This window comes from Streptomyces sp. ISL-87, assembly GCF_018614095.1.
Classification (GTDB): Bacteria; Actinomycetota; Actinomycetes; order Streptomycetales; family Streptomycetaceae; genus Streptomyces.
This window is the reverse complement of the sequence record NZ_JAGGOY010000034.1, coordinates 1-22,523: the sequence shown is the minus strand read 5'-3', so window position 1 is coordinate 22,523 and position 22,523 is coordinate 1. Positions and strand designations below refer to the sequence as shown.

At 72.7% G+C, this 22,523-nt stretch carries 22 protein-coding genes and 2 pseudogenes; 5 read left to right on the top strand and 19 right to left on the bottom strand.

The annotated features are described in order from the left end of the window. Nucleotides 1-235 precede the first annotated feature (235 nt). The 4 genes from J7I97_RS12945 (at nucleotide 236) to J7I97_RS12935 (ending at nucleotide 4,020) form a co-directional block, all read left to right on the top strand. Complete coding sequence (locus J7I97_RS12945; protein WP_308369304.1) at nucleotides 236-1,843, top strand: carboxylesterase family protein; 1,608 nt, start codon at nucleotides 236-238, stop codon at nucleotides 1,841-1,843. Next, on the top strand, nucleotides 1,840-3,063 hold the full coding sequence (locus J7I97_RS12940) for a serine hydrolase (RefSeq protein WP_214934041.1): 1,224 nt from the start codon (nucleotides 1,840-1,842) through the stop codon (nucleotides 3,061-3,063). Before J7I97_RS12945 ends, J7I97_RS12940 begins: the two co-directional genes overlap by 4 nt. Beyond that, entirely contained in the window at nucleotides 3,036-3,401 is a 366-nt protein-coding gene (locus tag J7I97_RS39570; RefSeq protein WP_308369308.1) for a DUF6126 family protein, read from the top strand. The genes J7I97_RS12940 and J7I97_RS39570 overlap by 28 nt, the downstream gene beginning before the upstream one ends. 103 nt (nucleotides 3,402-3,504) lie before the next feature. After that, complete coding sequence (locus J7I97_RS12935; RefSeq protein WP_214934039.1) at nucleotides 3,505-4,020, top strand: DUF6328 family protein; 516 nt, start codon at nucleotides 3,505-3,507, stop codon at nucleotides 4,018-4,020. Between the two features lie 60 nt (nucleotides 4,021-4,080). On the opposite strand, the gene J7I97_RS12930 is transcribed toward J7I97_RS12935, so the two are convergent. The 4 genes and pseudogenes from J7I97_RS12930 to J7I97_RS12915 all read right to left on the bottom strand — a co-directional run bounded on the left by J7I97_RS12930 (nucleotide 4,081) and on the right by J7I97_RS12915 (nucleotide 5,969). After that, nucleotides 4,081-4,314, bottom strand: coding sequence for a DUF3291 domain-containing protein (locus J7I97_RS12930; protein WP_308369303.1), 234 nt, complete (start codon nucleotides 4,312-4,314; stop codon nucleotides 4,081-4,083). Between the two features lie 25 nt (nucleotides 4,315-4,339). Next, nucleotides 4,340-4,951: pseudogene (locus J7I97_RS40285) on the bottom strand (helix-turn-helix transcriptional regulator); the annotation flags it as partial. A gap of 78 nt (nucleotides 4,952-5,029) precedes the next feature. Further along, complete coding sequence (locus J7I97_RS12920; protein WP_214934037.1) at nucleotides 5,030-5,296, bottom strand: DUF6158 family protein; 267 nt, start codon at nucleotides 5,294-5,296, stop codon at nucleotides 5,030-5,032. 139 nt (nucleotides 5,297-5,435) lie between these two features. Beyond that, the gene (locus J7I97_RS12915; protein WP_214934035.1) at nucleotides 5,436-5,969 is read right to left on the bottom strand and encodes a type 1 glutamine amidotransferase domain-containing protein; all 534 of its coding nucleotides are present in this window, start codon (nucleotides 5,967-5,969) and stop codon (nucleotides 5,436-5,438) included. Between the two features lie 355 nt (nucleotides 5,970-6,324). On the opposite strand from J7I97_RS12915, the pseudogene J7I97_RS12910 reads away from it, so the two are divergent. Continuing rightward, nucleotides 6,325-7,199 (top strand): annotated as a pseudogene (locus J7I97_RS12910) (M20/M25/M40 family metallo-hydrolase). Between the two features lie 19 nt (nucleotides 7,200-7,218). On the opposite strand, the gene hypE reads toward J7I97_RS12910, so the two are convergent. The 15 genes from hypE to J7I97_RS12840 form a co-directional block, all read right to left on the bottom strand. Then, on the bottom strand, nucleotides 7,219-8,280 hold the full coding sequence (gene hypE / locus J7I97_RS12905; protein ID WP_285441127.1) for a hydrogenase expression/formation protein HypE: 1,062 nt from the start codon (nucleotides 8,278-8,280) through the stop codon (nucleotides 7,219-7,221). Next, nucleotides 8,273-9,439, bottom strand: coding sequence for a hydrogenase formation protein HypD (gene hypD / locus J7I97_RS12900; protein ID WP_308369302.1), 1,167 nt, complete (start codon nucleotides 9,437-9,439; stop codon nucleotides 8,273-8,275). The genes hypE and hypD overlap by 8 nt, the downstream gene beginning before the upstream one ends. Beyond that, nucleotides 9,436-9,771: a HypC/HybG/HupF family hydrogenase formation chaperone gene (locus J7I97_RS12895; RefSeq protein ID WP_214934033.1), complete on the bottom strand. Its 336-nt coding sequence runs from the start codon at nucleotides 9,769-9,771 to the stop codon at nucleotides 9,436-9,438. The genes hypD and J7I97_RS12895 overlap by 4 nt, the downstream gene beginning before the upstream one ends. Continuing rightward, complete coding sequence (hypF, locus tag J7I97_RS12890; RefSeq protein WP_214934031.1) at nucleotides 9,740-12,163, bottom strand: carbamoyltransferase HypF; 2,424 nt, start codon at nucleotides 12,161-12,163, stop codon at nucleotides 9,740-9,742. The genes J7I97_RS12895 and hypF overlap by 32 nt, the downstream gene beginning before the upstream one ends. Beyond that, nucleotides 12,163-12,951 carry a hydrogenase nickel incorporation protein HypB gene (hypB, locus tag J7I97_RS12885; RefSeq protein ID WP_214934029.1) on the bottom strand — a complete coding sequence of 263 codons (789 nt, stop codon included), beginning with the start codon at nucleotides 12,949-12,951 and terminating at the stop codon, nucleotides 12,163-12,165. Before hypB ends, hypF begins: the two co-directional genes overlap by 1 nt. A gap of 3 nt (nucleotides 12,952-12,954) precedes the next feature. Next, nucleotides 12,955-13,377: a hydrogenase maturation nickel metallochaperone HypA gene (locus tag J7I97_RS12880; RefSeq protein ID WP_214934027.1), complete on the bottom strand. Its 423-nt coding sequence runs from the start codon at nucleotides 13,375-13,377 to the stop codon at nucleotides 12,955-12,957. 113 nt (nucleotides 13,378-13,490) lie between these two features. Next, entirely contained in the window at nucleotides 13,491-13,598 is a 108-nt protein-coding gene (locus J7I97_RS40280) for a hypothetical protein (RefSeq protein ID WP_374103684.1), read from the bottom strand. Further along, a complete protein-coding gene (locus J7I97_RS12875) occupies nucleotides 13,595-14,122 on the bottom strand; it encodes a hydrogenase maturation protease (protein WP_214934025.1) in 528 nt (175 codons plus the stop codon). Before J7I97_RS12875 ends, J7I97_RS40280 begins: the two co-directional genes overlap by 4 nt. Continuing rightward, nucleotides 14,119-15,537, bottom strand: coding sequence for a hypothetical protein (locus J7I97_RS12870; protein ID WP_214934023.1), 1,419 nt, complete (start codon nucleotides 15,535-15,537; stop codon nucleotides 14,119-14,121). Before J7I97_RS12870 ends, J7I97_RS12875 begins: the two co-directional genes overlap by 4 nt. Then, the gene (locus J7I97_RS12865) at nucleotides 15,534-16,235 is read right to left on the bottom strand and encodes a DUF6084 family protein (RefSeq protein WP_214934021.1); all 702 of its coding nucleotides are present in this window, start codon (nucleotides 16,233-16,235) and stop codon (nucleotides 15,534-15,536) included. Before J7I97_RS12865 ends, J7I97_RS12870 begins: the two co-directional genes overlap by 4 nt. Next, nucleotides 16,232-16,870 (bottom strand): DUF5947 family protein, encoded by a 639-nt coding sequence (locus tag J7I97_RS12860; RefSeq protein ID WP_214934255.1) that lies wholly within the window; start codon nucleotides 16,868-16,870, stop codon nucleotides 16,232-16,234. Before J7I97_RS12860 ends, J7I97_RS12865 begins: the two co-directional genes overlap by 4 nt. Nucleotides 16,871-16,986: 116 nt before the next feature. Further along, nucleotides 16,987-17,517, bottom strand: a complete 531-nt coding sequence (locus tag J7I97_RS12855; RefSeq protein ID WP_214934019.1) for a NifU family protein — start codon at nucleotides 17,515-17,517, stop codon at nucleotides 16,987-16,989. After that, a complete protein-coding gene (locus J7I97_RS12850; RefSeq protein ID WP_214934017.1) occupies nucleotides 17,514-19,298 on the bottom strand; it encodes a nickel-dependent hydrogenase large subunit in 1,785 nt (594 codons plus the stop codon). Before J7I97_RS12850 ends, J7I97_RS12855 begins: the two co-directional genes overlap by 4 nt. Nucleotides 19,299-19,370: 72 nt before the next feature. Beyond that, complete coding sequence (locus J7I97_RS12845) at nucleotides 19,371-20,426, bottom strand: hydrogenase expression protein HypE (protein ID WP_214934015.1); 1,056 nt, start codon at nucleotides 20,424-20,426, stop codon at nucleotides 19,371-19,373. 120 nt (nucleotides 20,427-20,546) lie between these two features. Further along, nucleotides 20,547-22,322 carry a hydrogenase maturation protein gene (locus J7I97_RS12840; protein ID WP_214934013.1) on the bottom strand — a complete coding sequence of 592 codons (1,776 nt, stop codon included), beginning with the start codon at nucleotides 22,320-22,322 and terminating at the stop codon, nucleotides 20,547-20,549. Between the last annotated feature and the right edge of the window lie 201 nt (nucleotides 22,323-22,523).

Here is a 22,523-nt window from a genome sequence, read left to right as displayed (position 1 = left end):
GTCGCGACCCGGTGAACCTTTCCGGCCACGGCACTAGCTAGCCGGAGCCAGGAAGCGGCTGCCCGATCGGCCCGCCCCCTTCGGCCGGGGCCGATCGGATGATATGCGTGCGCTCTCAGGGAGTACCCGCGCGTTGTCTGCCTGATCCGGCTCGCCCTGTCGGCCTAGTCTCACGCGGAGACCGTGAAACGAGGGCTGCGCGGCTGCGTGCGGTCCGGCCGAAGGGGCGTCAGCCGTGCCGCACGCTGGTTTCGTACGATCCATCGGCCCGGCCCTGGGCCTGCTGATGCTGCTCGCCGCCGGCACCGGGCCGGCCACCGCCGCGGCCGGTCCCGACCGGCCCGTCGTTAACACCGACCGCGGGGCCGTACGGGGCAGGGCGCACGGGGCGTACCGCACCTTCGAGGGCATCCCGTACGCGGCTCCGCCGACCGGGGCGCTGCGCTGGCGGCTGCCGGAACCCGCCCCGCGCTGGCCGGGCGTACGCGATGCCGGGGCGCCCGGCGCCCGCTGTGTGCAGCTCCCCGCGCTCGGCCCGGGCGGGCCGAGCGGGTCGGAGGACTGCCTGTACCTCAATGTCACCGCGCCCTCCGGCCAGGGGCGGCCGCGGCCCGTCATGGTCTGGTTCCACGGCGGCGGCTTCTTCAGCGGCGCCGCCGACATATACCAGCCCGAGCGGCTGACCGTGCAGGGTGACGCCGTGGTCGTCACCGTCAATTACCGGCTGGGCGTCTTCGGCCTGTTCGGCCATCCCGCGCTCGGCGGGGCACCCGATTTCGCCATCGCCGACCAGCAGGCCGCACTGCGCTGGGTGCGGTCCAACGCGGCCCGCTTCGGCGGCGACCCGGGCAATGTCACCGTGTTCGGCGAGTCCGCGGGCGGCCTCAGCGTCTGCGCGCACCTCACCGCCCCGGGCTCGGCCGGCCTCTTCCACCGGGCGATCGTCCAGAGCGGATCCTGCTCGACCGCCGCACCGGCCCGGTCGCTCCTGCCCACGCTCGGCGCGTACGAGCCCTTCGTGCCGGAGCCGCGCACGGTGGCGGACGGCGTCGCGGCGACGGCCGGGCTCGGCTGCGACCGGCCCGCGGGCCGCGACGTACTGGAGTGCCTGCGCGGCCTGGACACCGCCGCGCTGGCGACACCGGAGCTGATGCAGCGGTTCTCGCTGGTCTCCTACGGCAACCGGCTGCTGCCCCTCGAACCCCGCCGGGCCCTGGAAACAGGGCGCTTCCACCGGGTACCCGTGCTCCAGGGCACCACCCGTGACGAGATGCGGCTCTTCGTCAGCCAGACTCTGGCCGCGTTCCCCATCGTGGACGAGGCGGCCTACCGCGCCCGGCTGGAGCTGGCCTTCGGCGCCTCGGCCACCGCGATCGAGGCCCGTTACCCGGCGACGCGGCATCCGACGCCCGCCCTGACCTGGGCCGCCGTGCTGTCCGACGCCACGTTCACCTGCCCCTCGCTGCGGGACAGCGGCGCGCTGGCGCGGCACGTGCCGACGTACGGCTACCGCTTCAGCGATCCGGACGCGCCCAACTTCACCGGCCTGCCGGCGGTGGAGGGCTTCCCCTTCGGGGCGACGCACGGCTCCGAACTGCCCTACCTGTTCACCACGGCAGTCTCCCTGAACGGGCCGCAGCGCGAGCTGTCCGAGGTGATGACCGGCTACTGGACGCGGTTCGCCCGTACCGGCACGCCGAACACGCCGGGAGCCCCCGACTGGCCGCTCTTCCACGCCCCGCAGGCGCGGGTCCTCTCCCTGGCGCCCGGCGCGGCCGGGATCCATCCCGTGGACGCGCGGGCCGAGCACGCGTGCGATCTCTGGGACGAGGTGGACTCATGACCGGCCCGACCGGCCCGACCGGCCCGACCGGCCCGACCGGCCCAAGCAGCCCGACCGCCCCGACCGGCCTGCGCGATGTCCTGGAACCGCATGTGACCAGCGGATCCCTCCCGGGAGCGGTCGGGCTGGTGGCCCGCGGCGACGGCCGGGTCGAGGTGGCGGCCCTCGGCTCCGCCGAGGCCGGCGGCAAGGCCCCGATGGGCCGGGATTCGATCTTCCGGATCGCCTCGCTCACCAAGCCCGTCACCGCCGCGGCGGTCATGATGCTGATCGAGGCGGGCCGGTTCGCCCTGGACGACCCGGTCGGACGGTGGCTGCCGGAGCTGGCGTCGCCGGTTGTCGTCCGTACGCCGTCCGCCCCGGTCGACGACGTGGTGCCGGCCGCCCGGCCCATCACCGTGGAGGACCTGCTGACCTTCCGCGCCGGGTACGGATTCCCGTCCGACTTCTCGCTGCCCGCGGTCGGCCTGCTGTTCAGCGAGCTCAAGCAGGGGCCTCCGGCGCCGCAGCGCACCGCGCCGCCGGACGAGTGGATGGCGACGCTGTCCCGCATTCCGCTGCTCCACCAGCCGGGCGAGGCCTGGCTGTACAACACGTGCTCGGACATCCTGGGCGTGCTGATCGCCCGGGTCTCGGGGCGTTCGCTGCCGGAGTTCCTGGCCGAGCGGATCTTCGAACCACTCGGCATGGCCGACACCGGTTTCGCGGTGCCGGCCGCCGCTCTCGCCCGGTTCACCGGGTTCTACCGGAGTGATCCGGCGGGAGACGGTCTCCAACTGGTCGACGCGCCCGACGGGCAGTGGAGCCGCCTTCCGGCGTTCCCGTCCGGAACGGGCGGCCTGGTCTCCACCGTCGACGACTACCACTCCTTCGCCCGGATGCTGCTCGCCGACGGGTCCACCGCCGACGGGCGCGGGCTGCTCTCACCCGCGTCCGTACGGCAGATGACCACCGACTGGCTGACCCCGGCGCAGCGGGCCGGAGCCGCGCTGTTCCTGGAGGGCCAGGGCTGGGGCTTCGGCGGCTCGGTCGACGTCGCCCCCGTCGACCCCTGGAACGTGCCGGGCCGCTACGGCTGGGTCGGCGGCACCGGCACGGCGGCGCACATCACCCCGTCCACCGGCGCCGTCACCATCCTGCTGACCCAGCTGGAGATGAGCGGCCCCACCCCGCCGGCGGTGATGCGCGACTTCTGGCGGTACGCGAGCGCCGTCGCCTGACCGGAGGGGCGTGGGCCGGGTGGGGCAGCGCTCGCAGTGTCCAGTGGGGCCCCGATCGCTACACTACGCAGCCCCCCCCCGGCCCCAGGCGGCGACGGCGATCCGCAGCCGAGTGCCGCGGCCACCGCGGCCACCGGGACCGAGAAGGGACAGCAGTCAGGCCGGACATAGCGGACAGGACCGAGGCGGCCGCCGCAGCGGCGGTCGCGGAGGCCAAGCACGAGAAGTGGAAGGAGAACGGCGTCGCCCTGCGCGCCTTCTTCTACATCTTCGGCACCCACGTCTTCGCCGGGTTCGTGTGGCTGCTGTTCTACCTGGGCCAGCACGCCCAGAAGTGACCTGAGCGCGCCCGGAGTCACCACCTGGGCCACGGTCCCGGAGGGGCATGAGGGCGCAGCGCTCGGGTAGACGCCAGGGCACTCGCACCACCAGGGAGGCGCCATGCGCGGCGATGCCGAAGCCGAGGCCGGGCCGGGTCGGCATGGCGATGGAAGACACGAGACCACGGAGGAGCGCGCCGACCGGCGATGGCAGGAACTGGTCCAGGAGATCCGAGTAGCCCAGACGGGTGTGCAGATTCTCTTCGGGTTCCTCCTGACGGTGGTCTTCACCCCGCATTTCCAGGGGCTCACGCAGAGCGACAAGAACATCTACGTCGTCACCGTCGTGCTCGGTTCACTGGCGACGGGCGCGCTCATCGGACCAGTCGCCTTCCACCGCATCGTCTCGGGCCGCCGTATCAAGCCGGAGGCGGTCACCTGGGCCTCGCGGCTCACCTTCATCGGCATCGTCCTGCTGCTGGCCACCCTCACGTCGGCACTGTTCCTCGTCTTGCGCGTCGCCACCGACAACACGCTCGCGCCGTGGCTGGTGGCCGGGGTCCTGGCCTGGTACCTGCTGTGCTGGTTCGCCCTCCCGCTGTGGGCACGGGTCCGGTACACCACCACGAGGAACTGACCGGAGCACACTGGTGCGTCGAGCGGCGTCGTCCCCCTCCCCCTACCGCCGTCCCCTCCCCTACACCGCAGCCGCGTCCCCGGCCGGCGCCGGCCGCGCGCTCCGGGGGGCCTGCTCAGCCCGCGCGCTCCGGGGGGCCTGCTCAAGCTGCGCCGGCGGCACGGCCCGAAGGTGCTGGGCGGCCTCGGCGGCGGTGTAGGAGGAGGCGAAGGTGAACGCGCGCGGGGACGGCCCGTGCGCCCGCAGGTCCGCCAGCCGCTCCAGGGCCTCGCCGACGGTCGGGAGGGACGCCACCGGCCTGCGCCCGGCGGGCGGGGACGCGGACGGGACCGTCCGTGCCGAGCAGCCCCTCCAGCAGCGCGAGATTCATGCCGCAGACGAGCGGCGGGAAGCGTTCGGCGACGGCATGGAAGGGGCAGTTGCGCATACGGACGACGTGCCCGGCTGCCCCGGCCGTCCCCTCGGCGCCTTCCAGGTGCGGTTCGTAGCCGCGGGCGGCCAGCATCTCCATGGCCTCTTCGAGCCCGCCGCAGGGCGCCGCCGCGCCGCGCAGGGCCTCGCCCCGGCGGCGGGCGGCAGCGCAGAGCCCGGCGTCCAGCCCGGCCTCCTCGGCGGCCTCGGCGAGCAGCTCGGCGGCGGTGCGGTAGTCGCGGGCGGGCAGTGACACCGCCCGCTCGGCCCGCGCCCGCGTGTACACCTTGGCGGGACGGCCCGCCCCCGGGCCGGAGCGACCCGTCAGGCGGCGGCTCCCGCTCTCCAGCAGCCCGGCCTCGGCCAGCCTGTCCAGATGGTGCGCGGCGAGCGTGCGCGCCACCCCGGCCGCCTCGGCGGCCTCGTTGCGGCTGACCTCGCGGCCCTGCGCCGCCACGTACTCGTACAGGCGGCGGCGCACCGGATCCTGCAACGCCGCGATCGCCTCGATGTCCTCCATCCGGCCATTCTAGGAACAACACAGGTCGGAGATAGAAGGGCGAGACGCGGCTGCGGCTGGTGCACCCCGAGGAATATGTCAGGCGCCGCCGGCCTCGGGTTTGCCCTCGTCGCCGGTGCGGGCGCGGGCGCCCTCGCGCGTGCGGCCCGGTGTCTGGGCGCGCTGCGGATGGCGGCGTACGTACTCGTGCTCCAGCTCGTTCATCCGCTGCGTATGGGTGACCAGAGCGTCGTCGGACCCGTGCAGCAAGGTCTCGTGACGCGTGCGGTGGATGGCCTCCAGCTCCTTGAGCAGCCGGCCCTCCTCCAGCTTCCGGGCCGCCGGCCCGCCCTCGTGCTCCGCCATGCGGGTACGCCTCCTTCACTCAGGTGCCGCAGCGCCGGAGAGCGGCCTCTCCCCGGTTCCTCCATCATCCTGCGCGGCGCGCCCGGCTGCTTCTCCGTGCCGAGCCGTGCCGAGCCGTGCCGAGCCGTGCCTGCGTGGGTCAGCCGCCGAACTCCCTCACGAGGGCCGCGCAGAACGCGTCCAGGTCGGCCGGCCTGCGGCTGGTGACCAGTGTGGCGGGCGCCGCGCGGCACACCCGCACCTCCTCGTCGACCCACGTGCCGCCCGCATTGCGGATGTCGGTCGCGAGGCTGGGCCATGAGGTGAGCGTCCGGCCCCGGACGACGTCCGCCTCCACCAGCAGCCACGGGGCGTGGCAGATCGCGGCGACGGGTTTGCCGGCCTCGAAGAAGCTCCGGGCGAACCCGACGGCCCGCTGGTTCATCCGCAGCGCGTCGGGGTTGGCCACGCCGCCGGGCAGGACGAGCGCGTCGAAGGCGTCGGCCGTGTCCCCGGCGAGTACGTGGTCCACGGGGAAGGTGTCCGCCTTGTCGAGGTGGTGATAGGCGCGGATGCGCCCGGGCTTGGTGGATACCAGCTGTGGGTTCCAGCCGGCTCCGAGGACGGCTTTCCACGGTGTGGTGAGTTCGACCTCCTCCACACCCTCGGGCGCCGTCAGAAAGGCGACTCGCACGGACCTCACCTCCTGCTTCGATTCTGCGTTTTCCACGGGTCCCCGGGTCCGCGTTCAGTCCGGGGGCTCGGAGACGGGCGGCCGTTCCGTGGGCGACGGCTCAGGCTGGGCGGGCTCGGGCGTCGGCTTCTGCCCGGGCCTGGGCGAATGCGGATCGCGGGGTACCGGGTCCGGTCGCGAGGGAGTGGGCCCGGGGCCCTCCGGCGCGGTGGTCCATTCCATGCGGTTCACTCCTCGTAGTGGGTCGAGTCGAGTCGACTCGGCATGCCCGAGAGGCCGTACGTCCTGCGCCTGCCCGGGGAGCCCCAGGTCATTCCGCCCCGGCCGGATCCGCGGTGCCAGCTACCCTCGCCACATGACCACGCACCAGACCGTCCATGTGAGTGTCGACGCGATGATCGAGGATCTCAGGACACTCGTAGAAACCGAGTCTCCGTCGCGTGATCTCGACGCATTGACGGCATCGGCCAAGACGGTCGCCACTGTCATCGAGAGCCGCCTCGGCGGGCAGGCCGTCCTCGTTGAGAGCGAAGCCGGGCCGCACGTCCACTGGTCGGCCGGCGGCGATCCCAAAGTGCTGATCCTCGGTCACCATGACACGGTATTTCCGCTGGGCACCCTTGAACGCCGCCCGTTCACGGTCGAAGGCGGGCATGCGACCGGCCCGGGGGTCTTCGACATGCTCGGCGGTTTGGTACAGGCCGTTCACGGCCCGCGGCCGGGATCAACGCCCTGATCGAAGCATCGCACCAGGTACTGGACATCGCAGCGCTCGGCCGGCCCGACGTCGGCACGACGGTCACCCCGACCGTCGCCTCCGCGGGAACCCTGGACAACGTCGTTCCCGCAGAGGCGACCGTCATCGTCGACGTCCGGGTCGAGTCGGCCGGCGAGAAGGAACGAATCGAATCCGCGTTCGCAGCGCTGGCTCCGCACCTCGATGGGGCGGAGGTCTCGGTCCAGGGAGGCATCGGCCGGCCCCCCATGCCCGAGTCGACGTCGGCCGAGCTCTTCGCGGTGGCACAGAAGCTCCTTCCCGGCCTCGAAGGCAAGGCGGTCGGCGGCGGAAGCGACGGCAACTTCACGGCGGCACTGGGGGTGCCCACCCTTGACGGCCTCGGCGCCGTTGGGGGCGGCGCCCACGCCGACCACGAGTACGTGGTGGTCGAGGCCATGGCCGAGCGGGCGGACCTCGTTGCCGGACTGGTGAACGCGATTCAGCACACATAGGCGGACGGGCATGCCCGCGTCAGCAGATGCGGGGCAGTTGTTCGCCGATCGGGAGGTCCACCACACGGGTGCCGCCCAGACCGGTGCGGGCGACGACGAGTCCGGGGTGGGCATCGACCGCCTCGCCGATCACCGTCGCGTTGCGGCCCAGCGGGTGGGCGCGCATGGCGCCCAGGACGGCGTCGGCGTGCTCCCGGGGCACGAAGGCGACCAGTTTGCCCTCGTTGGCCACGTAGAGCGGGTCGAGGCCGAGGATCGCGCAGGCGTTGGCGACGGCCGTGGGGATCGGGACCCGGCGCTCGTGGATCACGACGCCGGTGCCGGAGGCGGCCGCGATCTCGTTCAGGGAGGCGGCCAGACCACCGCGGGTGGGGTCGCGCAGCACGTGGAGGTCGGGGGTGACGGCGAGCATGGCCTGGACGAGGCCGCCGAGGGGCGCGCAGTCGCTGGTGATGTCCACGCCGAATTCCAGGCCCTCGCGGACGCTCATGATGGCCACGCCGTGCAGCCCGATCTCGCCGCTGACGATCACCACATCGCCGGGTACGACGCGCTGCGGGCGCAGGTCCACACCGGCGGGGATGAGCCCGATGCCCGCGGTGTTCACGTAGATGCCGTCGCCGTGGCCGGCTTCGACGACCTTGGTGTCCCCGGTCGCGACTTCCACCCCCGCGGCGCGGGCGGCGGCGCCGAGGGCCTCGGAGACGCGGGCGACCACGGACAGCTCCACGCCCTCTTCGAGGATGAAGGCGCAGGAGAGGTAGGCGGCCCGGGCCCCGCTCATGGCCAGGTCGTTGACCGTGCCGTTGACGGCGAGGTCTCCGATGCTGCCGCCGGGGAAGAACAGCGGCCGCACCACGTAGGAGTCGGTGGAGAAGGCCAGCCGGACCCCGCCGAGGGAGACGGCCGCGCAGTCGCCGAGCTGGGCCAGCACCTCGCCGCCGAAGGCGGGGGCGAAGATGTGCTGGACGAGTTCGGCGGAGAGTGCTCCGCCGCCGCCGTGGCCCATGACCACGCGGGGGCGGTCACGCAGGGGCGCCGGGCAGGTCCAGCCGGTGACGTCGAGTGCGGTGTCAGGCAACGGGGCTCGCCTCCAGCGGTACGGCGGCGGACTGGGACCCGGCGGGACTGCCCAGCGCCGCCGGGCTCGTCAGGTTCAGACGGCGGTAGAGGTAGTACGCGGCGCAGGCGCCCTCGCTGGAGACCATGGTGGCCCCGAGCGGGTTGCGGGGGGTGCAGGTGGTGCCGAAGGCCTCGCACTGGTGCGGCTTGATCAGGCCCTGGAGGACCTCGCCGCTGCGGCACTCGGCCGGCTCGCGGGTGTTGATGCCGGTGACCGAGAAGCGGTGCTCGGCGTCGAAGTCCCGGTAGCGGGAGGAGAGCCGCCAGCCGCTGCCGGGGATGACGCCGATGCCGCGCCAGGCGCGGTCGGTGACTTCGAAGACGTCCTCCAGCATGGCGAGGGCCGCGGGGTTCCCCTCCGGCCGGACGGCACGCGCGTAGGCGTTGTCCACGGTGTGCTCGCCGCGTTCGAGCTGCCGTACGGTCCTGCGTACACCTTCCAGGATGTCCAGCGGCTCGAAGCCCGTCACCACGATCGGGACGCGGTGACGTGCGGCCAGCTCCGGATACTCCCCCATGCCCATCACGCTGCACACGTGTCCGGCGGCGAGGAAGGCCTGGACCCGGCAGCTCGGCGACCGCATGATCGCCTCGATGGCCGGCGGCACGCGGACGTGGGAGACCAGGAGGCTGAAGTTACGGATGCCGAGCTTCTTCGCCTGATACACCGTCATCGCATTGGGCGGCGCGGTGGTTTCGAATCCGATGCCGAAGAACACCACTTCGCGCTGCGGGTTCTGCTGCGCGATCCTCAGGGCGTCGAGCGGTGAGTAGACGACCCGTACGTCCCCGCCTTCGCTGCGGACCTGGAACAGGTCGCGGCCGGTGCCGGGGACGCGGAGCATGTCCCCGAAGGAGCAGAAGATCACCCCGGGGCGGGAGGCGATCTCCAGCGCCTTGTCGATGACCTCCAGCGGCGTGACGCAGACCGGGCAGCCCGGGCCGTGAATCAACTCGACCTGTTCGGGCAGGAGTTGGTCGATGCCGTGCCGGATGATGGTGTGCGTCTGGCCGCCGCAGACCTCCATCAGTGCCCACGGCCTGGTCACCGTGGCGTGGATGTCGTCGAGGAGCCGGCGGGCGAGGTCCGGGTCCTGGAACTCGTCGATGTACTTCACTTCTGCGCCTCCAGCGGTGCGTCGTCGGCGGCGGGGTCGTCGGCGAAGGGCCAGGGGGTTCCGCCCGCTTCGGCCGCCTGTTCCCATGGGTCACCGAACTCCTCTTGGAGCATGCCGAGTTGGGCGAAGAGTTCGAGGGTCTGCTTGGCCGACTCCTCGTCCAGGCGTTGCAGGGCGAATCCCACGTGGACGATGGCGTACTCGCCCACCTGGAGGTCCGGCAGGTACTCCAGGCAGACCTCCTTGACCACACCGCCGAAGTCGACGGTTGCCATGCGGGTGCCGTCCCTCTCCCCGATGTCAAGCACTCTGCCGGGTACCGCCAGGCACATGGGCTTCTCCTCGCTGTGGGTGTTCCGTGGCGCGGACCGCCGCCGCCACCATGAGCTGGCCCAGCGCCAGTCCGCCGTCGTTCGGGGGGACTCGGTGATGGCGCAGGACGGTGAAGTCGTTCTCCCGGAGCCTGCGGGCGCAGGCCGAGGAGAGCAGGGTGTTGGCGAAGACACCGCCGGTGAGGGCGACGGTGTCGAGACCGTGCTCCTCGCGTGCGAGGGCGCAGAGCGTACCGACGAGGGCGGCGACCGATGCGTGGAACCGTGCCGCGATCAGGGAGGGCGCCGTGCCCGCGCGTACGTCGGCCACCACCGAGGCCAGCACGGGGGCGGGGTCCGCCGTGACCGGGGTCCGCGTGCCGGATTCGGGCGGCCGGCGGCGCAGCGCGAAGGCGTAGGGTCCGGGTCCGGGTCCGAGTCCAAGTTCGGGTCCCGCTTCCGTGGCGGTCAGGGCGGCGCTCTCCAGCTCGATCGCGGCCTGGGCCTCGTATCCGGCGTGGTGGCACACCCCCACCAGGGAGGACACGGCGTCGAAGAGCCGGCCCATGCTGGAGGTGGGGGCGCAGTTCAGGTCGCGCTCCAGCTGGCTTTCCAGCACACGTAGTTCATCGGCGGGGCAGGCGCGTACACACGGCAGGTCCGGGGTCCAGGCGATGCCCGCGGCGCGCAGATGGGCCAATGCCATGCGGTACGGCCGGTGCACCGCCGCGTCGCCGCCCGGCAGGGGGACGTACGCGAGGTGCGCGAACCGGGTGTATCCGGCGTAGTCGGCCAGGAGCACCTCACCGCCCCACACCGCGCCGTCGTCGCCGTAGCCGGTGCCGTCGAAGGCGATGCCGATCACCCGCCGGCCGCCGTCCAGGCCGTGTTCGGCCATCGCGGAGGCGATGTGCGCGTGATGGTGCTGCACCCGGACCACCGGCCGGGCGTCTGCGCTGTCGGCCTGCCGTCGGGCCCACTGGCCGGAGCGGTAGCCGGGGTGCCGGTCCGCGGCGAGCGAGCGGGGCGTGACACCGGTGATGGACTCCAGCTGCCGCACGGCCCGCTCGAAGGCGTACTGGGTGCCGAGGTCGTCCATGTCCCCGATGTGCGCGGACAGCCAGGCCCGGCGCCCTTCGCCGAGGCAGAAGGCGTTCTTCAGATCGCCCCCGACCGCGAGGGTCGCGGGCACCGGCAGGGGCAGGGTGAGCGGCAGAGGGGCGTAGCCGCGTGAGCGGCGTACGGTCAGCGGTTCGCCGTCGCAGACCCGCACCACCGAGTCGTCGCACGGCACATGGATCGGGCGGTCGTGGCTAAGCCAGGCATCGGCGAGGCCGGCGAGCCGGTCCAGGGCCTGGGTGTCGTCGGTGACGATGGGCTCGCCCGCGAGGTTTCCGCTGGTCATGACGAGCAGGCGGGGGCCGGGAGGGTCGCCGGGCAGCCCGAGGAGCAGGTGATGGAGCGGGGTGTACGGGAGCATCACACCGAGGTCGGGGCTGCCGGGGGCGACGGCGTCGGCCGGGCGCGGCCCACCCGCGTCGGCGCGGCGGCGCAGCAGGACGATGGGCCGGACTCCGCCGGTGAGCAGGTTCCGCTCCTCGGAGCCGAGGTGGACGAGGTGCTCGATGTCGGCGAGGTCCCGGGCCATCAGGGCGAAGGGCTTGTCCCCCCGGGCCTTGCGGCGGCGCAGCTCGGCCACGGCGCCGGGGTGGGTGGCATCGCAGGCGAGGTGGTAGCCGCCGAGGCCCTTGACGGCGAGGATCGCCCCGGCGGCCAGCAGCCGGCGGGCCTCGGCCACCGGGTCGTCGTACGGGGTCTCGCGCGGCGGATGCCCGGCGAGGAGCCGCAGCCGGGGTCCGCAGGCGGGGCAGGCGACCGGCTGGGCGTGAAAGCGGCGGTCGGCGGGGTCGGCGTACTCGCGGGCGCAGTCGGGGCACATCGGGAAGCGGGCCATGGTGGTGTGCGCGCGGTCGTACGGCAGCCCGGTGACGATGGTGAACCGCGGTCCGCAGTGGGTGCAGGTGATGAAGGGGTGGCGGTGGCGCCGGTCGGCCGGGTCGGCCAGCTCGGCGAGGCAGTCGGCGCAGGTGGCGACGTCCGGGGAGACGAGCGTACGGGCGGCGCCGCCGGTACGGGAGGCGATGATGCGGAACCCCGCCCCGCCCGCGACCGGTACCTCGCAGTGGTCGACGGCGTCCACGACGGCGAGTGGCGGGGCGTCCGCCGCGAGCCGGTCGCAGAACTCGGAGAGGGCCGCCGGTGTGCCCTCGACCTCGGCGACGACGCCCTCGGAGGTGTTGGTGACATGCCCGGCGAGGCCGAGCCCGGTGGCGCGGGTGTAGACGTAGGGCCGGAAGCCGACGCCCTGCACCACTCCCCGGACGGTGACCCGGCGGCGCTGTACCGCCTCCATCAGCGGGTCTGCGCCACGGCGGGGTGCGGGTGGAAGTGCTCGGGGCCGCCGTGGTCGTGGCCGTGGCCGTCGTCGTGGCCGTGATGATGGCCTGGCTGCTGCTGCCTGGCCATGACCGGGGTGTGCGCCTCGGCACCTGCCCCGACTGCGAGGGCACGGTCGAGCAGTACGCCGGTGCCTTCGTCCGCGCGGGCCGACGTCAGCACCACCTCCACACCGGGGTTGACCCGCTGGACGTTGGCGCGGAACGCGGACTCGTCGAACTCCACCGCCTCCGCGATGTCGGTCTTGGTGACCACCACCAGCTGGGCCAGCCCGAAGGCGGTCGGGTACTTCAGCGGCTTGTCCTCCCCCTCGGTCACCGAGGCGAGCACCACCCGCAGGGTTTCCCCGAGGTCGTACGAGGCGGGGCAGACCAGGTTGCCGACGTTCTCCACGAACAGGATCCGGGTGTCCTCGGGCAGCCACCCGTCCAGGTGCCGGCCCAGCATCGCGGCCTCCAGGTGGCAGAGCCCGTCGGTGAGCACCTGCTTGACGGGGGCGCCGGAACGGGCCAGCCGTACCGCGTCGTTCTCGGTGGCGAGGTCGGCCGTGAGCGCGGCGACGGCCACCGCGCGCTGACGGGCGAGGAGCAGTTCGCGTTCCAGCAGCGCCGTCTTCCCGCTGCCGGGGCTGGAGAGCAGGTTGACGACGGTGGTGCCGCGGGCGCCGAGTTCGGCGCGCAGGGTGTGCGCCGCCGCTTCGTTCTTGGCGAGTACCGCTTGCTTCAGGTCGACGACTCGGCACATGGTTCAGCGCTCCTCGGGGATCAGTTCGCGGCTGTACGCGCGGTCGGGGCCAGGGCCGGGGCCGCCTGGGCCGGGGCTGTCCTCCCAGTTCACGCTGACGATCCGCAGCTCACGCCCTGCCAGCAGCTCGACGTCCGTCGCCCGCCCGCAGCCGGGGCAGCACAGTTCGGGAGGCATGCCGACCGCCCATACGCGGGTGCAGGACGAGCAGCGGGCGCGGGCGGCGACGGACTCCGCGATGAGCTCGGCGCCTTCAAGGACCGTTCCGGCGCAGGCCAGTTCGAAACAGAAGGACAGGGCGTCGGGGACCACTCCGGCCAGCTCCCCGACCTGGAGGCGGACAGCGGTGACGGCGGTCGCCCCGCCGGCTCGGGCCGCCTCTTCCACCTGGCCCACGACGGCCATGGCGATCGACATCTCGTGCATCGGACTCCGTCCTGCCGTGGCTCATTACACCGGCAGGACGCGGGCGGGCCGGGCGGGCACGCCGACGCGCCGCGCGCCCCGTACGCCATTCGGGCGCCGGGGTGGTCGCGGTGTCACATACGGCGGATGCGCAGGTACCGCATGAGGTCGGGGAGGAACTGCTTCAGTACGACGATGAGGGCGACGGCGGCGGTCGCGCCGCCGATGACGGCCTTTTTCATTGGGTGCTCCTCAGTTCGGCGATCTCGCCGTGGGCGGGGTCCCGGAGCAGGTCCAGGACCATCCGTACGGCCTCCGGCACCGCGGCGGCCACCGGCGCGCTCAGGCCGATCCCCTCCTCGATGCAGGAGGGTTCGCACCCGACGACGAGTGTGCGCCGGGGCGGGGTGCCACCGGTGCCGGCGCACAGGGTGCCCAGCAGGGCCAGGACCGCGTCGGGGGACATGTGGTGGCCGTCCAGGACGGGGACGGCGGTGTGCGGCTCGATCGATCCGGTTTGCTCGTCGGCCTCGATCAGATAGAGCGTTCCGGGGGCGCCGCCGCGTGCCGTGGCGTCGACCAGCACGAGGGTGTCGTAGCCGTCGAGGAGTTGGTAGGCGAGGTGGACGCCCCGCACGCCAAAGTCCACCACCTCGGCATGGCCGGGCAGTTGGTGGCCGGACAGGCGGCGCACGGTCTCGACGCCGAAACCGTCGTCGCCGAGGAAGACGTTGCCGATGCCGGCGACCAGGATCCTGCCGCTCACGTGTCCTCCAGAGGCGTGACCTCGTCGGGCTGGAAGTAGAGGAACCGGCCCTGCTCGCGGCGGATGTCGGCGCCCGGGTCGCCCTCGACGGTGACGGCGAGGTGCACTCCCCCGTCGACATCGTGCAGGACCGCCTCGACCTGGGCGGCGCGGCCCTGGACGAACAGGTCCTGGGCGTCGGTGCGCCGCAGGCCGGGCCGCAGCAGTACGCGGCTGCCCACGCCCACCGGCCTGCCGTCGATCAGGATCCGGTCGCGCGCCGGATCGGCGGTGTCCGCGTGGGCCGGGTCCCACCAGGGGGTGTCGGGTTTGAACACCGCCTCGTCGCCGGGGAGTTCGGGGATGGCGGCGGGCTCGCCCGGGTCGGTGATCTCGCGCAGGGCGCGCACCGCGCCGTGCAGCCGCTCCAGCACCTCGGGCGGCATCGTGTCGGCCAGGTCGATCACGGCGGCCGCCCGCGGGTCCGTACCGCGGGCCTCGCGTTTCTCCTGGTCGGTGAGGGCGGCGGTGCGCAGGGCGAGGATCTCGTCGATCTCGGTGGCGTCGTACATGGCGCCGGCGCTCTCGGGGGCGATGGCCGGGTGGTCCTCCAGAATGATCGGCGAGGACAGCACCACGTCGGCCCGGCCGGGTTCACCGGCGAGCACGGGCCAGGTGTGCCGGTTGACGCAGGTGGCGACGGCCCCCTTGGCCCACTCCGGCGGGTCGGTCATCGAGAGGAAGGACCCCGCGCTGAGGCCGAGCAGGAGATGGGCGGCCACCAGCGAGCGGGGCAGGGCGGCGTCGCGGTCCGCGTCCGCGTTCTCGGGTGTCCAGGGGCTCGTGTTCTCCACGACCGCAGTGAGTTTCAACGCCCGGTAGGGGCCGTCGAGTTCGACCGCGGTCAGCCGTACGACCGCGTGGATCTCCTCGGTGTGGCGGACCAGCCGGCCGACCAGCCGCCCGTCGGCGTCGTGTACGGGCTCGGTCTCCCGGCGGGCGGGCCGGGTAAAGGGGACGGTGACGCCGCCACCCGCCAACGCGTCGACGGGGAACTCCCCTTCGACGCGTTCCTCGGCTCCTTCGTCCCAGGGCACGAGAACGCGGTCGGCGAGGTGCAGTTCCGGGACGTCCTCGAAGGCGGAGCCGCCCAGTGCCCGCTGGACCGTACGCCGCTGGGCGTGGAGGAAGCGCAGTTCGACGGCGAGCGTCGCCCGGCCCTTCGGTTCCATCAGGATCTCGGTCCGCTGGTACGCGTGCTCCTCGTGCGCCGGGCCCCAGGCGGGCGGGACCAGTACACCGAACTGCCAGCGCAGCCGGTTCTTCGCCGCCGAGGCCCGGTACGGGTAGAGCACGTATCCCTCGAAGAGGACCGCGTCGGCCACCTGCCGGGCCTTCGTGAAGCGGGACGCCGACGCGGTCGCGGTGGTGGTCATGTCGCCGTCCTCTCGGTGGCGCGCGGCAGTACGGCGCCCTGCCCGCGCGGGCCCGGTGGTGGCGGCTCCGCGACGGCCGCGGCGTCGAGGAGGGCCCGTACGGTCGCCTCCCAGGAGGCGAGCGCGTGCCGCGAGCGGTAGGCCAGCAGGGCGTCCATGGCGTCGCGGGGCAGCCGGAGCCAGCCGCAGCCCGGGAAGTGCTGCTCGACCATCTCGTGCCACACGGCCACCGGCATCCCGTACGAAGCCTCGCGGTCCCAGGGCACGGGCTCGACGTGGAAGCCGCCGGCTCCGGTGAAGGCGGTCCCGGAGAACAGCATGAGCAGGGGTGCCTCGCCGTCTTGGAGGGCGCTGAAGTACCGGCTGGCCGCGATGTCCATGTCGTAGGTGCAGGGCACGACGAGGTCGGTCTCGATCTGCCCGGTGAAGCTGGGCACCATCAGCGCGACCTGGGCGAACTGCACGGGCTGGAGGGTGGTCCCCCAGCGGGAGCGTTCGCCGAACAGGTCGGCCAGGCCCGCCGCCTCGGCGGGTTCGTAGCCGCGCCGGGCCGGTTCGATACGCAGTTGGCAGCGGAGGGCGAGGGCGTGGACGCGGGTGTCCGCGGAGGCCGTGACGCGCAGCCGGAATACGAGGGTGGGGCCGGCCGCGTACGGGTCGGCGCGGACCCCGGTGCAGGTGAAGGTGAGGTCCGTCATGGCCGCCCCTCCCCAGCTCCAGCTCCAGCCGGAGCCCCGGCCGGTAGCGCCTTGGCGCGCCGCTCCACCTGTTCGAAGAAGGCCCGCAGGGCGGCGCGGGCCTCGGCCCCGCCGTCGAAGCCCTGCCACAGCATCCGCATCCGCCCCACCAGCTCGTAGCAGATGTCGATCGGGACCAGGTGGCACTCGGTGCGGCCCTCCGACCGGCGCAGCAGCAGCGCCTCCACATCCGGTTCGAGGAGCCCGGACAGCGGGCTGGCCCCGAGGACGTTCTGCCAGGTCGCGGGGTCGAGCTCACTCTCGGTGGCGCCGGCCGGGCTCGGGTACAGGGCGACGAGCCGGTCGAGGGCGGCGTTGCGGAAGAAGAAGGCGACGCCGACCGGGATCTGGAGCCGCTCCCAGGCGGTGTCGTCGAGCCTGTGGGCGGGGTCGGTGAGGTACCGGTCGGGGACGGCGCGGAAACGCCCGGTGGTGGCGCCCGGCCGGTCGAACAGCAGGGCGCAGCCGGTGCAGGCGCAGACCAGTGCCCGCTTCTCGGTCTCCACCAGGTGGCGGTGGCCCTCCTCGGCCACCGCCACCCCGCACAGTTCGCAGACCTCGGGGCGGGGCCCGCGCGGTCCCGCGAAACGGCGCAGACCGCGCGGGCCGCGCGAGCCGCCCGGTTCGCCTGGTCCGCCCGAGCCACCCGAGAGGCCGGAGCCACCCGTACCACCCGGGCGCGCCCCCGCCGGGGCCCATCCCCCGGGCGCGCTCACGACACCCGCGCCGGGGCCTGCGGGCGGGTGCCGATCTGGAGCAGGGCCGGCGGCGGGGGCGCGGCCGGTTCCAGCTCGACCGCCGTGACCTCGGGGGCGAAGCAGGCAAGGGCGTCCTCGACGGCCTGCCGGGCCGTGTCGTCGGTGCTGCCGCAGCCGCAGCCGCCGCTCGCGGGCAGACGCAGCCGCAGGGTGCCGGCGGCCTCGTCGAAGCCGAGGAGTTCGAGGGGTCGTCGGGGGTCCCGTACGGTGTCCAGGGCCCGGGCGATCCGGGTGTGGACGTCCTCGGGGTGCAAGTCGTGCAGGGCCAGCAGGCTCGCCACCAGCTCGTCGTCCAGCAGCCCGGACACCGCATCGGCGCCGAGCCGCTCGACGATGCGGGCGAGCCCCGCACCGTAGAAGTCCATGAGGACGCGGACGAGTTCCTCGGCTGCCGCGCACACCTCGCGCTCGCCGGTGGCGGCCAGCCGGTCGAGGACCTCCTCGACGCGCTGCCCCGCCTGCCGGGCGTCGGTGGCCGCGCTCATCCGCCCAGCCCGCTCAGGCCGGTGGGGACGTGCATCTGCTTGACCGTCTTGCCGCCGCCGACGTACATGTGGACGCCGCACGGCAGACAGGGGTCGAAGCTGCGCACGGTTCGCATGATGTCGATGCCCTTGAACTTCTCCGGGGTGTTCTCCTCGAAGATCGGCGTGTTCTGCACGGCGTCCTCGTACGGGCCGGGCGTGCCGAAGGTGTCGCGGGTGCTGGCGTTCCACGGGGTCGGCGGATACGGGTGGTAGTTGGCGATCTTGCCGTCCCGGATCACCATGTGGTGCGAGAGCACGCCCCGTACCGCCTCGGTGAAGCCGACCCCGATGGACTCGTCCGGGACCTCGAACTTCTCCCAGGTCTGGGTGCGTCCGGCGCGGACCTCCGCGAGCCCCTTCTCGGCGCAGTGCAGCGCGATGGCGGCCGCGTACGCCTGGAAGTAGGTGCGCGCGCGGTTGCGCTCCAGCGCGTTGCTCCACTTCGGGATCTTCCACTCGAAGCGGGTCTCGGGCTTGGTCATCGTGCGCGGGAGGGTGATGACGACGCTCTCGCCGGTGGCCTGGACGTAGTCGTTGTGGACGAGCCCGGACAGGGCGGTGGACCACAGGCGGGCGATGGGGCCGCCGCCGGTGTCGAGTGCCAGGTGGTCCTTGCCGTCGAACCAGCGGGGCGACATCACCCAGCTGTACTTGTCGTCGAAGTTCCGCTTCTGCGGTGCGGGGATCGTGTGCTGGTTCCAGGGGTGGCGGGGGTCGACCGGGTTGCCGAGCGGGTCGTGCGTGACGAACTGCTCCTGGCCCTCCCAGTCGTCGTAGTACGAGCTTCCGAGCAGGATGCGGATGCCGAGGTTGATCTCGGTGAGGTCGTTGGTGACCAGTTTGCCATCGACGATGATGCCCGGGGTGACGAACATCTTCCGTCCCCAGTCGGTCATGTTGGCGTAGGTGAAGTCGCAGTACTCGGGGTCGTTGAGGGCGCCCCAGCAGCCCAGCAGGACGCGTCGGCGGCCGACTTCCTCGTACCCGGGCAGGGCCTCGTAGAAGAAGTCGAAGAGGTCGTCGTGGAGCGGGACGACGCGCTTCATGAACTCGCAGTACCGCATGAGGCGGGTCATGTAGTCCGTGAAGAGCTGGACGGAGGCGATGGTGCCGACGCCGCCCGGGTAGAGGGTGGAGGGGTGCACGTGGCGGCCCTCCATGAGGCAGAACATCTCCCGGGTGTAGCGGCTGACTTGGAGGGCCTCGCGGTAGAACTCGCCCTCGATGGGGTTCAGCGAGCGCATGATGTCGGCGATGGTGCGGTAACCGTGCTCGCCGGCGTGCGGGGCCTCGGTGCGCTCCGCCAACTCCAGTACGCCCGGGTTGGTTTCGCGGACCATCTTCTCGCAGTAGTCGACCCCGACCAGGTTCTCCTGGAAGATGTTGTGGTCGAACATGTACTCCGCCGACTCGCCCAGGTTGATGATCCACTCGGCGAGGTGGGGCGGCTTCACCCCGTAGGCCATGTTCTGCGCGTACACGGAGCAGGTGGCGTGGTTGTCGCCGCAGATCCCGCAGATGCGGCTGGTGATGAAGTGCGCGTCGCGGGGGTCCTTGCCGCGCATGAAGACGCTGTAGCCGCGGAAGACCGACGAGGTGCTGTAGCACTCCGCGACCCGCTTCTGCTTGAAGTCGATCTTCGTGTGGATGCCGAGGCTGCCCACGATCCGGGTGATCGGATCCCAGGCCATCTCCACCAGGCCGCTGCCGTCACCGGCCGCCTTCGTCTTCGGTGCCATCGTGTCTGCCGTGACCCTTCTTGGAAGCGGAAGTCGGGGGGAGGTTGCGCAGGCGGGCGGCGGCCGGGCCGCTCACCAGGGCGGGCGGTATCCGGTGGTGAGCGCCTCACCGGTGTGGCGCCACTTGGGCTCCTGGTCCACGGTGTGCGCGGTGATCGACCGGAGTCGTCGGACGAGCGCTCCGTAGACCCCGCTGGCCGCGCTGGACACGGTGGCGCCCGGCGGCTGGTCCATGAACGGCATGAACTTGTCGGGGAAGCCGGGCATGGTGCAGGCGATGCAGATGCCGCCGACGTTGGGGCAGCCGCCGATGCCGTTCATCCAGCCGCGTTTGGGGACGTTGCACTTGACGACGGGGCCCCAGCAGCCGATTTTGACCAGGCACTTGGGCGAGTCGTAGGTCTCGGCGAACTGGCCCTGTTCGTAGTAGCCGGCGCGGTCGCAGCCCTCGTGGACGGTGGCGCCGAACAGCCAGGTCGGGCGCAGCTTGTCGTCGAGCGGGATCATCGGGGCCGAGCCCGCCGCCTGGTAGAGCAGGTAGGTGAGGGTCTCCGAGAAGTTGTCCGGCTGGATCGGGCAGCCCGGCACGCACACGATCGGGATGCCGGCGTGCGATTTCCAGTCCCAGCCGAGGTAATCGGGGACGCCCATGGCGCCGGTCGGATTGCCCTGCATCGCGTGGATGCCGCCGTACGTGGCGCACGTGCCGATGGCGACGACGGCGAGGGCCTTGGGGGCGAGCCGGTCGATCCACTCGCTGGTGGTGATGGGCTGGCCGGTCTCCGGGTTGTCACCGAAGCCGCACCAGTACCCCTCGGGCTTGATCCGCTCGTTGGGGACGGATCCTTCGACGACGAGCACGAAGGGGTCGATCTCGCCCCGCTCCCCCTTGAAGAACCACTCGATGAACGTGTCGGCGCCGCCGACGGGGCCGCATTCGAAGTCGATCAGCGGCCAGTGCACGGCGATCTTGGGCAGGCCGGGGAGTGCTCCCGTCACGATCTCTTCGATGCTCGGCTGCATCGCCGCCGTCAAGGCCACGGAATCGCCGTCGCAGCTCAGGCCCGCGTTGATCCAGAGGATGTGGATCAGGGGGTCCTCGACCGGGGTCGACGTTGCTGCATCCATCAGGATGCCTCCTTGGGGAGGTGTGCGGGGCGGTGTGCCGGGCGGTGTAGGTGTACGGGGCAGTGCCAAGCGCTGCGAGGGCGTGCGGCCGGAGCCGGCGGGCCGGCCTCACCCTCCTTGCTAACAGGTGGCGGCTCCGGGTGCCCCGTCATGCGCGGCCAGTCCAGTGACCTCGCGTTCCCGGGAGGGCAGCGGCGCCGTGTGCCGTCCCGGCACGGCCCGCGCGAGGTGCGGTGGGGTGCCGGCCGCGGGCTCCTTGCGTACGAAGGCCCGGCGCAGCGCGTGGTACGGCGCGTCCGGGTCGAAGAAGGTCTGCCGCATCCGGGCCAGCTCCGCCTCCCGGTAGGCGGCCAGCGGTGTGGCCTCCTCGTCCCGGTCGCGCTGTGCCTTCTTCCCCGCGATCCGGGACCGGGCGGCGGATGTGGCGGCCAGCTGCGCGGCGAGCCGGAAGGCCTCCGCGGCGAAGGCCTGCGGGCCGGCGGCGATCGTACGGTCGGCCAGGCCCAGCCGCGCGGCGGCGTCGGCGCTCAGGGGCAGGGCGTCGGTGGTGAGGCGTTCCGCGACGCCCGTACCGACCCGGCGGGGCAGGGTGTACGTCCAGTACTCCGAGCCGTACAGCCCCATCAGCCGGTAATGCGGGTTCAGTACCACGCCCGACCGGCACCAGACCTCGTCGGCGGCCAGGGCGAGCATCGCCCCTCCGGCGGCGGCGTTCGCGCCGACGGCGGCCACGATGAGCTTGTCGGTCGTGGTGAGGACGGCTTCGACCAGGTCGTCCATGGCGTTGACGTTGGCCCAGGACTCCTCGGCCGGGTCGGCGGCCGCCTCGATGACGCCCAGGTGGATTCCGTTGGAGAAGAAGTCGCGGCCGCCGCCGAGGACGAGTACCGAGGTGGGGCGGGAGCAGGCGACGGAGTAGGCGTCCAGCAGCCGTCGGCAGTGCGCGGTGCTCATCGCACCGCCGGGGAAGGAGAAGGAGAGGAAGCCGACCGGGCCGTCCTCCCGGTAGACGATGTCGGACCAGGTACGGCGGCGTGCGTCGAGATGCAGCGGAACGGGGTGTTCGCGCAGCGGGGGAAGCCGGTCGCCGAGCGCCATGGTGGCGGGGAGTTTGACGGGGGTGGGCTCCCCGGGCGCGCGGCGGGCCCGGAGCTCGCGGATCCACACGGCGCCGTCGGCCGTCGCCCGGCAGATCGCACCGGCCCGGGTGGCCAGCAGTTCGCCGGGGTGCCCGCGCAGCCGGTCCTCGGGGTGGCCGCCGTGCAGGAACCACTCGCCGCCCAGCAGTTCGTCGAGGACCCCGGGCCGGGAGTCGGCGGCACGCAGCACGCGCAGGACGCGCTCGGTGGAGTCGGCCTCCCAGTCGATCCGGCGGCTCTCCTGGCGCAGGTACGGCCGCGTCCGGCCGGCGGAGTCCGGCTGCCGTTGCGGGGTGTACGTACCGGAGGCGAAGCGGTCCACGGCCAGCAGTACGGCGGCCAGGGCCGCGTCGGCGACCTCGCCGCGGTACAGGTCGCTCTTGCCCACCGGCGGTACGGGGCAGGCGACGCAGGCCCAGACATCGCCGGCGTCCATCTCCTCGTCGGCCTGGAGGACGGTGACGCCCCAGCGTGTCGCGTTCTCCTGGATGGCCCAGTCGAGGGAGGACGGTCCGCGGTCGCCGACCGGCCCCGGGTGCACGATCAGGCAGGTGTGAGCGGACCAGACCTCTCTGGGGACGGCCGTCTTCAGCATCGGCGCCAGGATGAGGTCCGGCTGGTGACGGCGTACCGCGTCCGGCAGGGAGACCCCGGGCAGGGCGAGTTCGACCGCCACGCTGTGGCCGTGGTCGCGCAGCTCGGCATGGACTCGCTGCGTGAGGCTGTTGAACGCGCTGGCGGCCAGCAGGACGTGCACGTGGATCTCCCGGCGGCGGCACGGCACCGCGATACCGCGGCGCCTGACTGATCGGCGAGCATGACCGGAGCATGACCGGCCGCCTGCGATCGTCGGGCACCGCGGCGGGGCCGGCTCGGCGCCGAGCGGTGCTGTCACTCGAAAGCGCGGATACCGGGGGCCACTCGGCCGCAGGGGGGCCGGGTCGGCCGGATCGGGTCG

Bases quoted from the DNA above. Each gene is read 5' to 3' on its own strand.
- J7I97_RS12940 (WP_214934041.1), top strand. From the start codon at position 1,840: ATGACCGGCCCGACCGGCCCGACCGGCCCGACCGGCCCGACCGGCCCA.
- hypB (WP_214934029.1), bottom strand. From the start codon at position 12,951: ATGTGCCGAGTCGTCGACCTGAAGCAAGCGGTACTCGCCAAGAACGAA.
- J7I97_RS12850 (WP_214934017.1), bottom strand. From the start codon at position 19,298: ATGGCACCGAAGACGAAGGCGGCCGGTGACGGCAGCGGCCTGGTGGAG.
- J7I97_RS12935 (WP_214934039.1), top strand. From the start codon at position 3,505: ATGCGCGGCGATGCCGAAGCCGAGGCCGGGCCGGGTCGGCATGGCGAT.
- J7I97_RS12845 (WP_214934015.1), bottom strand. From the start codon at position 20,426: ATGGATGCAGCAACGTCGACCCCGGTCGAGGACCCCCTGATCCACATC.
- hypF (WP_214934031.1), bottom strand. From the start codon at position 12,163: ATGGAGGCGGTACAGCGCCGCCGGGTCACCGTCCGGGGAGTGGTGCAG.
- J7I97_RS40280 (WP_374103684.1), bottom strand. From the start codon at position 13,598: ATGAAAAAGGCCGTCATCGGCGGCGCGACCGCCGCCGTCGCCCTCATC.
- J7I97_RS12870 (WP_214934023.1), bottom strand. From the start codon at position 15,537: ATGACCACCACCGCGACCGCGTCGGCGTCCCGCTTCACGAAGGCCCGG.
- J7I97_RS12880 (WP_214934027.1), bottom strand. From the start codon at position 13,377: ATGCACGAGATGTCGATCGCCATGGCCGTCGTGGGCCAGGTGGAAGAG.
- J7I97_RS12920 (WP_214934037.1), bottom strand. From the start codon at position 5,296: ATGGCGGAGCACGAGGGCGGGCCGGCGGCCCGGAAGCTGGAGGAGGGC.
- J7I97_RS12865 (WP_214934021.1), bottom strand. From the start codon at position 16,235: ATGACGGACCTCACCTTCACCTGCACCGGGGTCCGCGCCGACCCGTAC.
- J7I97_RS12895 (WP_214934033.1), bottom strand. From the start codon at position 9,771: ATGTGCCTGGCGGTACCCGGCAGAGTGCTTGACATCGGGGAGAGGGAC.
- J7I97_RS12855 (WP_214934019.1), bottom strand. From the start codon at position 17,517: ATGAGCGCGGCCACCGACGCCCGGCAGGCGGGGCAGCGCGTCGAGGAG.